This is a genomic window from Halomonas sp. SL18_1, assembly GCF_055755715.1.
This window is the reverse complement of the sequence record NZ_JBVTRK010000001.1, coordinates 1,931,594-1,944,511: the sequence shown is the minus strand read 5'-3', so window position 1 is coordinate 1,944,511 and position 12,918 is coordinate 1,931,594. Positions and strand designations below refer to the sequence as shown.

Sequence of the window (12,918 nt, the reverse complement as noted above, 5' to 3'; positions counted from 1 at the left end):
AGGCCAGCGCCCCCCAGCAGCGCCGTGATAACCCGTCTGTTGGACACACCGGGCACCTCCTTATCCATCAGGTCGGCCCCTAGGCCGGCGCAGCCGATACCACTGAGACAGGTAGACCAGGCCATACAGGCTGACCCCCAGGATATCGGTGAACCAGTTGGGCTGGATCAGCATGAAGGCCACCCCCAGTAGCACCCACCGCTCGACAACAATGGTGCGGGTCCGCACGAAGCCCTGCACCCCGGCAGCGAAGGCCAGCATGCCCACCAGGGCGCTGCCGAAGATATGCAGGATCTGCCACCAACCCTCGACACCGATCTGCAACAGCTGGGTATTGAAGATGAACATGAACGGCAGGATGGCCGTGCGCATGTCGTAGATAAAGCCCTGCACCCCGGTACGAATCGGGTTGCTGCGGGCGATGCCCGCCGCCGCATACGCCGCCAACCCCACCGGCGGCGTATCGTCGGCGAGGATACCGAAGAAAAACACGAAGAGATGCGCCGCCAACAGCGGAATGCCGAAGCCAAACTCATTGCCCAGATTGTAGATCACCGGCGCGGTGAGGGTCGCCATCACCACATAGTTGGCCGTGGTCGGCAGCCCCAGGCCGAGGATCAGGCTCGCCACCGCGGTGATCAACAGCACGATGGCGAACTGCGTGGTGGTGTCGAAGGTCCCCACGTTGCCACCGAAGAAGTCCACCACCGGCAGGGTGAAGGTGCCGATGCCGCTGGCCATGGCGGCACTGAGAATCTGGATAATCTCGGTGAGCCGTAGCCCCACCCCCGTCTGGCCCACCGAGCCGACAATGATCCCCGCTGTCGCCACCGCCACGGCGATCCCTACCATGTTGCGCGCCCCTGAGACCAGACCGTGAAACAGCATGATCAGACCGTGCTGTAGGGCGGGCAGCAGGGGACGCCCCTGCAGATAGGCCTTGATCGGCTCCTGTACCACCATTAACACCGCCAAGGTAACGATGGCCGTCATCACCGCATAGCCGGGCGTACGCCGTTCGATGACCAGGAAGTAGACCAGCACCACTACCGGGATCAGAAAGTGAAGGCCGCCGATGAAAGTCTGAAGTCGCGGCGGTAGCTCGGGTCGGGGAATACCGTGCAGGCCAAGCTTCAGGGCCTCGAGGTGCATGATGTAGAAGAGCGCAAAATAGGCCACGAAGGCCGGGATCACCGCGGCCTGGATCACCTCGATATAGGGCACGCCGACGAACTCGGCGATGATGAAGGCCGCCGCCCCCATCACCGGCGGCATCAGCTGACCATTGGTGGAGACCGCCACCTCGCAGGCACCGGCCTTGTGGGCCGGATAGCCGGTACGCTTCATCAACGGAATCGTAAAGGTCCCGGTGGTCACCACATTGGCCAATGACGAGCCCGAGACCATCCCGGTCATCCCCGAGGCCACCACGGCGGCCTTGGCCGGGCCGCCGCGCAGGTGGCCGAGAAAGGAGTTGGCGACGTCGATGAAATACTTCCCGCCCCGGCCTTGTCGAGCATCGAGCCGAACAGCACGAACAGGAACACAAAGGCCGTGGAGACCCCTACCGGCACCCCGAAGATCCCCTCGGTGGTCACGTACTGCTGGCTGATCGCCCGGGCCAGGCTGGCACCGCGATGGGCCAGCAAATCGGGCATCCAATCGGCGAGCCAGGGAATGGCACCGCGCGGCCCTGCCAGTTGGTAGAGGAAGAAGGTACCAGCGACCACCACCAGCGCCGGGCCCAGGCTGCGGCGGGTGGCCTCCAGCAGCAGCAGCATGAACAGCAGGCCAATCCACACCTCTCGGGTGATCGCCAGCCCCTGGCGGGCCTGTAGCCCTTGGTAGTCGAACACCAGATAGAGCGCGCCCAGTCCCGCCACCAGGGCGAAAAGGTAGTCGAACCAGGGCACGCGATGCACCTGCTCCAGGCGTAGCGATGCCAGCACCGCAGCACATAGCGCGACCCCGACCCCCACCGCCAGCCAGCCCGGTACGGTCAGCGGTGTGACCACCGACAGCAGCATCATAGCCGTATAGCCGACCCCCAGGCTGATGCCGCCGAGCATCGCCAGCTGAAAAAGCGACGGCCGCTGGCGACCGCGTATCGCCGGAAAGACCAGAAACGCCAGGGTAACGCCGAAGAACACATGGATGGCGCGCTGGATCACCACGTCTACCGCCAGCACGCTGGCCACGCCGAGCTGAAACAGCGACCAGGCCAGCGCCAAGGCCACAATGACCCAGAGTAGCGCGCCACTGGGGATGCGGGCACCTGTCTCAAACTCCTCGACCAGCCGACGCGCCTGAGCGGCCGCCTCATCATCGAGCCGCCGATGCGCATCGGCCTGGGGCGACGTTTTTCCATTTGATGCGCTGTTCGGCCGATTCGGCGGCGGCTTCTCGACCATGCGCCACCCCATGCTCAGGAAACGGACGCCAGGGCCTGTCCAAAGGCCCTGGCGAATACCCACTGGGCAGCCCCTACAGCAGGCCCGCCTCCTGGTAGGCCCGCTCGGCGCCATCATGTAGCGGCGCGCCGAGACCGGTCAGGAAGTCCTCCGCGGTCAGAAAATTAAGGGCCGGGTGAATCTGGGTGAAGTCCTCCAGGTTGTCGAGGATCGCCTTGGTGACCCTGTAGACCACCTCCTCATCGAGGTCGGTGGTGGTGACGAACAGCGCCTTCACCCCGAACAGGGTGATGTCCTCTTCCTGTCCCCGGTAGGTGTTGGCCGGCACTTCCGTGAAGGCGAAATAGGGGAACTCCTCGACCAGCGCTTCGAACTCGGGCTCATCCATGGGCACGAAGACCACGTCCTGAGTCGTGCTGATATCCTGCAGCGCCGCGCCGCCGATACCGATGGTGTAGAAGAAACAGTCGACCCGTCCATCACGCAGGAAATCGACGCCCTCGGGAGCGGTCAGGCTGTAAGCATCGATATCGTCGAGGCTGATCTCCAGCGCCTCGAGCGCCTGCTCCACGGTGAAGCGGATGCCGGAGCCGGGGTTGCCGATATTGACCCGCTTGCCGAGGATATCGCGCACGCTGCCGATGCCGGCGTCGCGGTCGCAGACCAGATGCAGCGGCTCGGCGTGGAGCCCCATCATGGTGCGTAGCTGCGGCACGGCCTCGCCTTCAAAGCCCGCTTGTCCCTCATAGGCCTGGAACACCACGTCGGACTGGGCCAGCGCCATATCCAGTTCGCCCGCGGCCAGGGCACGGGCATTGAAGGCCGAGCCGCCGGTTGCCTCCACCGTGGCTCGCACGCCGATATCGGCCTGGTTGATGATCTGGGAAGTCGCCCCGCCGACGGGATAGTAGATGCCCACTACGCTGGCGGTGCCGATGGTCAGGAACTGGCGCTGTGCGGTGGCATGATGCGCGACGAGCGCGAGTGCCAGCGCCAGGAGAGCTATGGTGAGTCGCTTCATGGCAGCCTCCTTCCGAAGGGTCGATAGGACACAAGGCTTCCTGCGGCCCCTGCCTGCTTACACCTCGCCTGCCTCCCAGCATTGCACTCTCTAGATCCCGCTGGCGGATCGGCAACGGGGCCAGTTCGCCGACCAGTCGGGACATGGGTGTACTAGTCATCGAGGGTCACGTCAGAGCCGCCCATTGCCGCCGGCACGTCCTTCATCTTGGTGATCCCATCGGCTATCTTGAGCACCGACTCCTGATAGTGCACATGAATGCCCGGCGCAAAGGGAAAGTCCGGCATCACGGCCGCGTAGACGTCGATCAGTCCCAGCGTGGGATGTTCGGTCAGGACATGTCCCCCACAAACCGTGCACCACTTGCGAACGCTGGCCGGTGTCTTGCTGTAGCTGTCCAGGTGCTCGGCCCCCTCGACTACCTCGACGGCATCCGGCCGCCACAGCGTAAAGGCGTTAACCGGACCCGCCGACCAGCGCCGACAGGAGTCACAGTGGCAATATCCCATGCCTTCCGGCTCCCCAGTAACCTGCACCTGCACGGCGCCGCAGAAGCAGCTGCCGCGGTACTGCTGCGCTTGTCCCATATTCCACCTCCTGCATCCTCTACAGAGCACGAGAATGATTCTGTATTAGTGTAGTGGGTCGGGCCGGTTTTGCCGACGAACAGCGCCATCGCCCGTGCACGACGCCCGTACGCGACGCTCGAGGAAGACGCGAGGAGGGAGAAAGCGGCCTGAGAGACGGCCGGACAGGCAGCGGTGGCGGGACGGTATGAAGCAGCGAGCCTCAACGGGGCAAGGACGCCCGCAGCAGCAGGTTGCGTGGCGTGAGATCGCGGGGGCAGAAGGTGCCGAGTTCGACCTCGTAGCCGGCCTCCTCGAGGCGCAGCAGCCGATCCAGGGCCAGCCAGACTTCCAGCGGGCGGCGAAACAGGTGGCGCACCAGCTCGAGGCGCGACACCTCGCGCTGACGCCGCCGCCCCGCCCGCTCCAGGGCTGCCCAATCGACGCGCTTGGGCAGCGTCAGTCCCTTCTGGTCGGCCGCCCAGCGGCAGAAATCGGCGAAGCGCTCGGGCAGCCGGCCGTAGGCCAGGCTGGGCACCGGTAGATAGGTATCCTGGCCGCGGATCTTGCGCTGCAGGAGGTCGAAGCCGAGCCGCCAGCCGTTGGTGCGCTCGCGGTTGAGCCGGACGTTGCGCGGGGCGGTCACGGTCTCCTGCACCGCCAGGGCAAGATCCTCCCGGGATAGCGTCAACCCGAGGGCATCGACAAGCTCGCGCCCCTGTCGGGACATGGGCCGGTAGCGTTGGTCAGCGGTGCGCTGATAGCAGCAGGGCGCCAGGGTCACCGCGCTGCCGCGGCTCACCGCCAGCTCGAGCAGGCGCCGGTGCAGGTCGCCGCAGGCGTGTAGCGCGACCGCATGGGTCTGCCGCCCCAGCCAGCGCGCCGCATCCCCGGCCAGCACATCCTGCTGGCGCACATCCAGCGCCACGCCCTGCCGGTCGGCCAGCCGACGCGCTTCAACGCACAGCGAGGGTTGCCACTCCAAGGCCGTGACCGGGCCGTCATGCCATCGCGCCAGAGTGCGGGCCAGGTGCCCCTTGCCCGCGCACCACTCCAGCAGCGCCTGGCCGGGCACGCTGGGAGTGTGGGCCACGAAGGCTTCGATCTGCTGCCATTTGCGGCCACCCACATGGCAGGACCACGCCTGGGGTAGCGCCGCCCCTGTCGCTGTCAACGCCGGGAGACTCACCTGTTGCGCCAGCTCGGCGACGGGCAGCCAGGCCGCCAACGGCGAATCATGGAAAGGCGAATGCTGCAGCCGCTCGCTGTCGTCGTCACTGAGCGCCAGCAGCGCCTCGACCAGGGCGGGGAACGCCTCCCCCAGGGTGGCCGGTGATACTGGAAGGGCAGCGGCTGCCAAAGCGGCCGCCATTCGGCCAGCAGCTCGGTCAGCCGCCGAAAGCGTTCGACAGGGGTGGCTACCACCGGATCATTCCATTATGTCAGACACTGCCTCGGGGCACGCCGCAACGATGCGCCGGCTGGCGCGATAACGGCTCGCCAGCCGACGATGAGGGATCACGATGCCTTGTGGCTCGAAGTGGCTTCGGCCTCGTTCAGAAACGCCTCGCTGAGGTAGAGCTCCTCGTTGCTGTTGACGGTCACGCCACGCTCGAGGATATCGGCGGCGATCGCCTGAGCCTCCTCGAGGGAGTGCAGGGTGTAGGTGCCGCACTGGTACTCGTTGAGCTCGGGAATCTGATCGGCGCTCGGCACCCGAGTGACGTCCCGCATGGCGGCCAGCCAAGCGTCTCCCACGGCCCGCTCGGACGGCGTGCCGATCAGGCTCATGTAGAAGCCGGTACGACACCCCATGGGCGAGATATCGATGATCTCGACCTCCGGGCCGTTCAAGTGCTCGCGCATGAAGCCGGCGAAAAGGTGCTCCAGGGTGTGGATGCCCTTCTCCGAAAGGATCTCCCGGTTGGGAATGCAAAAGCGCAGATCGAACACGGTGATAGGGTCACCCGAGGGGGTCTGCATGGTCTTGGCAACCCGGACGGCGGGTGCCTGCATGCGGGTATGGTCGACGCGAAAGCTGTCCAGTAGGGGCACGACAGGACTCCTGTAAGAAAAATGCAGGCATTGGTGATGCGACCCGCGCACCATAGCGCAGGCGCCCCACGATACCAGATCATGGGGCAGGATGGTGCCCTCGTCGGCAATGGCCCAGGGCAGTGGCTATAGCTCAGAACTCGACTTTGCGGGCCTCGATATCGAAGTCCACCGCCACGTCGATCCCCTGCGCCAGGCTCGGCGGCTCGCCAAGCGACTCCTGCAGCGCCAGGGTACCCTCCACGCGACCGGCGACATGGGCCACGTTGCCCTCCACGCTGAAGGTCTCCAGGTGGAGGCTGACGTCGGCATCCTCCGCGGTGTAGACGGGAGGCATCGCCGTGGCACTGATGAGGTGGACCACGTCGAAGTCGACCAGCTCACCATCTGCCACGCTGAGGCTGATGGAGAAGCCGTCGCGGGTACGCCAGGAGTCGGGTCGACCACCCCGAGGATATCGACGCTGTAGATGCCTCCCAGGTCGGTGAAGGTGGCGTTGGACTCCCCCCTCCTTGAGGATGTACCACTGCCGCTCTTCCCCGTCTAGGGTACCCGCCAGGCGATCAGCCAGAAGCGGCGCAGGGCAAGCCCCACCATCAGCAGTGCCCCCAGTGAGGCCAGTTTCCATCCGTTCATGATACGCTCCCGTTGTAACGCCAGGCGATGAGCGTCGCCCCGGCCACCGTGCATCCAGCGTAGCAGACAGCCCCCCAAACGAGCTCGCCACCCCCGGCTGTCGTGCTATCCTCGCCTCTCCCTTCAATGGCATACGCCCCCATCATCAAGGAGCGCCTCATGGCCAAGGCAAGCGCACGTCATATTCTGGTGAGCAGCAAGGAGAAATGCGAGGCCCTCAAGGCCGAAATCGAGGGCGGGCGTGACTTCGCCGAGGTGGCACGGGAGAACTCGACCTGCCCATCGGGTCAACAGGGCGGCGAACTCGGCAGCTTCGGGCCGGGCCAGATGGTCCGCGAGTTCGACGAGGTAGTGTTCTCTGGCGAGCTGAACAAGGTGCATGGGCCGGTCAAGACCCAGTTCGGCTACCACCTGCTGGAAATCACCAGCCGCAGCTGATCGCTGCCGGGTGGTACACCCCCATGTCGAGCCCGCCAAGTGGGGCGGCGTGGGGGTGTGCCGATGCTCGCGATCGTGGAGGACCCACTCTTGAATGATGCCGCGATGATCCGCATCGAGGGATTGTCGAAGACCTTCAGCGGAGGCTTCCAGGCGCTTAGGAACATCGATCTGACGATTCGCCGAGGCGAGATCTTTGCTCTGCTCGGCCCCAATGGGGCCGGCAAGACCACCCTGATCAGCGTGATCTGCGGGCTGGTCAATGCCAGCGCCGGACGCGTGCGGGTCGATGGCCATGACAATGTGGCGGCCTATCGACGCGCCCGGGAACTGATCGGCCTGGTGCCCCAGGAGCTGACCAACGAGGCTTTCACCACGGTCTGGGACACGGTGAGCTTCAGTCGCGGGCTGTTCGGCAAGCCAAAGGACCCGGCCCATATCGAACGGGTGCTGCGTGCCCTGACGCTGTGGGACAAGCGAGATAACCGCCTGCTCGAACTCTCGGGCGGGATGAAGCGACGCGTCCTGATCGCCAAGGCGCTGGCTCACGAGCCGCAGGTGCTGTTTCTCGACGAACCCACCGCCGGTGTCGATGTGGAACTGCGCCGTGAAATGTGGAGCGTGGTTCGCGGCCTGCGCGCCCAGGGGGTGACCATCATTCTCACCACGCATTATATCGAAGAAGCCGAGGAGATGGCCGACCGCATCGGCGTGATCCGCCGGGGCGAGCTGGTTCTGGTGGAAGAGAAGCGCACCCTGATGCAGCAGCTTGGCCGCAAGGAGCTGACCCTGCACCTCGACACCCCGCTGAGCGCGGTTCCCGACGGCCTCGCCAACCATGAGCTTGCCCTAGTGGAGGAGGGCCATGCCCTGGTTTACACCTACGATGCCAGTCAGCCGGGCGAAGGCTCAGGAATTTCGGCACTGCTCACCGATCTGGAGGCGGCCGGCCTGCAGGTAAAGGATCTGCATACGCGACAGAGTTCGCTGGAGGATATCTTCGTCAGCCTGGTTCGGGAGAACGCATGAACCTGCAGTCGGTCAAGACCATCTACCTGGCCGAAATGGCCCGCAGCCTGCGCACCGTGCTGCAGAGTATCGTCTCACCGGTGGTCTCTACATCACTCTACTTCGTCGTGTTCGGTGCCGCCATTGGCTCACGAATCAGCGAGGTGGAGGGCGTGAGCTACGGCGCCTTCATCGTGCCGGGGCTCATCATGCTGATGCTGCTGACCCAGAGCGTGGCCACCGCCTCTTTCGGCATCTTCTTTCCGCGCTTTTCCGGCTCGATCTACGAAATTCTATCGGCCCCGATCTCCTATTTCGAAATCGTGCTCGGCTATGTCGGCGCAGCCGCCACCAAGTCGCTGATCTTGGGGCTGATCGTGCTCGGCACGGCACGGCTGTTCGTGCCCTTCACCATCCAGTATCCGCTGGTCATGCTGCTGTTTCTGGTGCTGACGGCCGTGACCTTCAGCCTGCTGGGATTCATCATCGGCATCTGGGCCGACGGCTTCGAGAAGCTGCAGCTGGTCCCCCTGCTGATCATCACCCCGTTGACCTTCCTCGGCGGCACCTTCTACTCCATCGACATGCTGCCACCCTTCTGGCAGGCAGTGACCCTGCTCAACCCAGTGGTCTATCTGGTCAGCGGCTTTCGCTGGAGCTTCTACGGCATGGGGGACGTCAGCATCTGGGCGAGTCTGGGAATGGTAGCGTTGTTCCTTGGCGTCTCGCTCGCCGTGGTGAACTGGATCTTCAAGAGCGGCTACAAACTGAAACCGTGACGAGCGCTTCGAAGATCGGGAACTCCCTTCCGGTCGACCTCATGCATGGTAAGCGCGGGTCAGGGGCGATGCATGCCGTTATCTTGCGCAGTCTTCTCCAAACGTGATGCGTTAGTTAACGTCATCCTGTCCGTTTGCAGGGGGCATGGGAGCAACAATCACGCCACCCTACACTGTATTGCCACGGGAAATCGCTCGAACCCAGGCAGGCCAAACCGGGCCAAGCCTTGCAACAATCATGAATTCGCGGGAGCCGAAAATGCGCGCTAAGCCATGGAATCCGTTCTTCGCCGCAGCCCTCCTGGCCACCTCATGGGGGATGGCGGCGCCGGCACTGGCCGATGATCGGGTCAGTCTGATGGTGTTCGACGCCTCGGGGTCGATGTGGGCCCGACTCGAGGATGACAAGTCGCGTATCGAGGTTGCCCGGGAGGTCATTGATGAGTTCGCCGAGAGCCGCGATTCCAGCGTGCCTTTCGGGCTCGTGGCTTACGGGCATACCCGGCGCGGTGACTGCGACGACATCGAATCGGTGCTCCCGCTGGGAACCTACGAGGGCGGCGAAATTTCCCGGACCGTTCGGGAGCTCAATCCGCAGGGCATGACGCCGCTGACGGACGCCATGGCAATGGCCCGTGAACAGATTCCGCTTACTGCAGAAGCGGCCGACATCATCCTGGTGACCGACGGGTTGGAAAATTGCGGTGGCGACCCCTGTGCGCTGGCGGCCGAGATGGCAGCAGAGGGGATCAACATCCGTGCCCATGTGGTTGGCTTTGCGCTCGAGGAGGAGGCCGTGCAGACCCTCTCCTGCGTGCCGGAGCAGACCGGTGGACAGCTGTTCACTACCCAGTCCGGGGCTGAGCTCAGCAAGGCCCTCAACGAGCTTTCCATCCCCGTACCCAGCAAGATCCGCGTGCAGCTGCGTGCGCTTGATGAGCGCAGCCCCGAGGAGCATGTCCGGCTCGTAGAGTGGGATGTTGCCAGCGATGCAGGCGAGGAAGCCTATGCCGGACGCAGTCGGGGCATCATCGACCTCGAGCTGATGCCCGGCGGCTACAGTGTCGAAGCTGAAGCCGATAGCTTTGCCGGAGCCGCCGAGTTCGAGATCACCCCGCAGACCGATGACCCCATCGACATCATGATGGCCAAGACACAGGCCACGCTGATGCTGCATGCCGAGGAGGCCGACACCGGGGCAGAGCTGACAGGCGTGGACTGGACCCTACTCGATGTCACCACCGAGTCGACGCTGGAGTTGCATAGCGATCAAGCGGGCTTCACGCCGTTGCATCTCGAACCTGGCGAATATCGTGTGATCGCCGAGCGCGGCAAGATGAGCGGCGAGGGCCATGTGACCGCCACGCTTGACGAGGATCGCGACGTCGTCATCGCCCTCGAGCGGGACATCCCAGACGCTGCCATCTATGCGCCCGACAGCGCACCGGCCGGCTCCACGGTAGAGGTCAGCTGGGACGGCCCGGAAGAGGAGCGCGATTTTATCGCCGTGGTGGAGCCGGGAGCCCCCGAGGGCGCATCGGGACATTCGCGCCGTGCCAGCAGCCGGGTCCGCGGCAATGAAACGGTATCCATCCAGATGCCCGACGCCCTCGGCATCTTCGAGCTGCGCTACGTGCATCGCGAAAGCGAAGCGACGCTGGCGAGTCACGACATCGAGCTGATGCCCGTGGAGGCCTCGGTCTCGGCCCCCGAGGAAGTCGGCACCGGAGCACAGTTTGAAGTGGAGTGGGAAGGCCCGGTCAACCGCAACGACTACATCGCCATTGTCGCGGCGGGTGCGCCGGATGACGACACCGGCCATGGGCGCCGCGCCACCTCTCGCGTATCGGAGAGCGGTGAGCCGGTCACCCTGCAGGCACCGGATGCCCTGGGCCCCCACGAGGTGCGCTACGTGATTCGCGACAGCCGTCGCGTGCTCGCTTCCCAGGAAGTGACGCTGACCCCCGTGGAAGCCTCGGTCTCGGCCCCCGAGGAAGTCGGCGCCGGAGCACAGTTTGAAGTGGAGTGGGAAGGCCCGGTCAACCGCAACGACTATATCGCCATTGTCGCGGCGGGTGCGCCGGATGACGACACCGGCCATGGGCGCCGCGCCACCTCTCGCGTATCGGAGAGCGGTGAGCCGGTCACCCTGCAAGCACCGGATGCCCTGGGCCCCCACGAGGTGCGCTACGTGATTCGCGACAGCCGTCGCGTGCTCGCCGCCCAGGAACTGACCCTGACACCGGTGGCGGCGTCGCTCGAAGCCCCCGACACCGTGCTTCCGGGCGCGGATTTCGAGGTGCACTGGGAGGGGCCGCAGAACCGCCGGGACTACATCGCCATCGTGGCGCCGGATGCCCCCGAGGGCGATAGCGGCGATAGTCGCAGCGCCAGCAGCCGCGCCGCCGGCGACAGCGTGACCCTCACCGCCCCCGACAGCGAGGGAGACTACGAGATACGCTACGTCATTAACGACTCGGACCGCACCCTGGCGGCCATTCCCATCCGCGTGGGGGGCACCGATGTCACTCTGACGATAGAAGCCCCCGTGGAAGCCGGCGGCGTCGTGGAAGTCAGTTTTTCCGGCCCTGGGCGCTTTGAAGACCTCATCGAGATCGTGGAATCCGGCGCCGACCCGGGCGATGATGCGGTGCGGGATGCACGTGCCTCTCAAGGCAGCCCGGTTCAGCTCTTTGCACCGTCCGCGGCGGGTAGCTACGAAATCCGCTACCGGGCCACGGACAGCGGTGATGTGCTTGCCACCACCCCGCTGGAGGTGCAGTAAGCCTCATGGGCACAGGTGGATTGCTGGGCGCGTTCCCGACTACCGTCACCTTATGCAGACGAGTATCATCGGTCGCCGCCTTTCAACATCTGGAGCGCCCATGCCGACTCTGCACTGCATCGTTCACCGCATCGACAAGGAGGCCATCGAGCGGCCAGCTACCCTGACGCTTGCCAAGGCGGAGCTGGCCGACTCGGAGCCTCTGGAAAGCCTGGTGGTGGGGCTGCATGACACCCTCAATGCCAAGCCCAAGGCGTGGGGCTACTTCGGCTCGACCGAGGATCAGGACGCTACCGCGGCGGTTTTCGCCGGCGAGCTGGACGACTATCTAGCGCAGCGCCGAGATTTCGTCGACCTGACCCAGCGCCTGTCGCAGCGCCTTCTCCAGGTGGTCGATGCCCACCTGTCGATGTCCGGTCACCTGCTGGTGGCCCACACCCGGCTGGGTGACACCGAGTACCTGAGCCTAGCGCTCTTGCACCACCGCAGCGGCCTGCAGATCGACCCCGCGCTGCAGATCGCACCGGCCTTCCAGCTCAACCTAAGCCAGCCGAGCCTGGCGCTGCGCATCAACCTGAGCCAATGGCAGGGCGAACCGAGTTCCCGGCAGTACATTACCTTCCTGCGCGACCGGGGCGGCCGCAAGCTGGCCGATGACCTCGCCGTCAGCCTGGGGATCGAGGAAGGCGTGGACGCCCCGAGCGAGACCCGCACCCTGCTCAAGGCATTCAGTGACGACGTGGCCCACGAGGAGCTGGCCGAAGCACAGAGCCGCGAGAAGACCGAGGCGCTGATCGACTACGCCAACGACCAGGCCGGCCGCGGCGAGCCGATGACCCTGGAGGCGCTCTCCGAGGTGCTCGACGAGCAGCAGCCGAAGGCCTTCTACGACCATATTCGCAACGCCGACTACGGGCTCTCCCCGGAGATTCCGCCCGACAAGCGCACCCTCAACCAGTTTCGCCGCTTTACCGGTCGTGCCGGCGGCGTCTCGATCAGCTTTGACTCCCATCTGCTGGGCTCGAGCATCGAGTATGACGCCTCCCAGGACCGCCTGATCATCAAACAGGTGCCCAAGCAGCTCCGCGAGCAGCTCAAGGGACGACAGGATTGACGCCATGCCCTCAGGACTAGGCCCCTCACCCTTTCGCCTCAGCAAAAGCCACGTAATGAACTGATAAATAAGCTCATTCTTGCGCAATCTGCCTCTTCTTGCCGA

12 protein-coding genes are annotated in these 12,918 nt (G+C 64.8%); 5 read left to right on the top strand and 7 right to left on the bottom strand.

Translation table 11 applies throughout. The features are described from left to right. Positions 1-60: 60 nt before the first annotated feature. From ACSJDS_RS09770 to ACSJDS_RS09740, 7 genes are all read right to left on the bottom strand, one after another. Positions 61-1,458, bottom strand: a complete 1,398-nt coding sequence (locus tag ACSJDS_RS09770; RefSeq protein WP_473035014.1) for a TRAP transporter permease — start codon at positions 1,456-1,458, stop codon at positions 61-63. Next, the gene (locus ACSJDS_RS09765; RefSeq protein WP_473033092.1) at positions 1,413-2,411 is read right to left on the bottom strand and encodes a hypothetical protein; all 999 of its coding nucleotides are present in this window, start codon (positions 2,409-2,411) and stop codon (positions 1,413-1,415) included. Before ACSJDS_RS09765 ends, ACSJDS_RS09770 begins: the two co-directional genes overlap by 46 nt. Positions 2,412-2,484: 73 nt before the next feature. Next, positions 2,485-3,432: a TAXI family TRAP transporter solute-binding subunit gene (locus ACSJDS_RS09760; protein WP_473033091.1), complete on the bottom strand. Its 948-nt coding sequence runs from the start codon at positions 3,430-3,432 to the stop codon at positions 2,485-2,487. 152 nt (positions 3,433-3,584) lie between these two features. Beyond that, positions 3,585-4,019: a GFA family protein gene (locus ACSJDS_RS09755; protein WP_473033090.1), complete on the bottom strand. Its 435-nt coding sequence runs from the start codon at positions 4,017-4,019 to the stop codon at positions 3,585-3,587. A gap of 202 nt (positions 4,020-4,221) precedes the next feature. Continuing rightward, a complete protein-coding gene (locus ACSJDS_RS09750; RefSeq protein ID WP_473033088.1) occupies positions 4,222-5,358 on the bottom strand; it encodes a methyltransferase in 1,137 nt (378 codons plus the stop codon). A gap of 158 nt (positions 5,359-5,516) precedes the next feature. Continuing rightward, positions 5,517-6,053: an S-ribosylhomocysteine lyase gene (gene luxS, locus ACSJDS_RS09745; protein WP_473033087.1), complete on the bottom strand. Its 537-nt coding sequence runs from the start codon at positions 6,051-6,053 to the stop codon at positions 5,517-5,519. Positions 6,054-6,186: 133 nt separating this feature from the next. Further along, entirely contained in the window at positions 6,187-6,447 is a 261-nt protein-coding gene (locus ACSJDS_RS09740) for a hypothetical protein (protein ID WP_473033086.1), read from the bottom strand. A 401-nt stretch (positions 6,448-6,848) separates the two neighbouring features. Here ACSJDS_RS09740 and ACSJDS_RS09735 point away from each other — a divergent pair, with 401 nt between their 5' ends. The 5 genes from ACSJDS_RS09735 (at position 6,849) to yejK (ending at position 12,813) form a co-directional block, all read left to right on the top strand. After that, positions 6,849-7,127, top strand: a complete 279-nt coding sequence (locus ACSJDS_RS09735) for a peptidylprolyl isomerase (RefSeq protein ID WP_473033085.1) — start codon at positions 6,849-6,851, stop codon at positions 7,125-7,127. 90 nt (positions 7,128-7,217) lie between these two features. Further along, positions 7,218-8,156, top strand: a complete 939-nt coding sequence (locus ACSJDS_RS09730) for an ABC transporter ATP-binding protein (RefSeq protein WP_473033084.1) — start codon at positions 7,218-7,220, stop codon at positions 8,154-8,156. After that, on the top strand, positions 8,153-8,914 hold the full coding sequence (locus ACSJDS_RS09725; protein ID WP_473033083.1) for an ABC transporter permease: 762 nt from the start codon (positions 8,153-8,155) through the stop codon (positions 8,912-8,914). The genes ACSJDS_RS09730 and ACSJDS_RS09725 overlap by 4 nt, the downstream gene beginning before the upstream one ends. A 259-nt stretch (positions 8,915-9,173) precedes the next feature. Further along, positions 9,174-11,699, top strand: coding sequence for a vWA domain-containing protein (locus tag ACSJDS_RS09720; RefSeq protein ID WP_473033082.1), 2,526 nt, complete (start codon positions 9,174-9,176; stop codon positions 11,697-11,699). A gap of 100 nt (positions 11,700-11,799) precedes the next feature. Continuing rightward, positions 11,800-12,813, top strand: a complete 1,014-nt coding sequence (yejK, locus tag ACSJDS_RS09715; protein WP_473033081.1) for a nucleoid-associated protein YejK — start codon at positions 11,800-11,802, stop codon at positions 12,811-12,813. Positions 12,814-12,918: the final 105 nt, after the last annotated feature.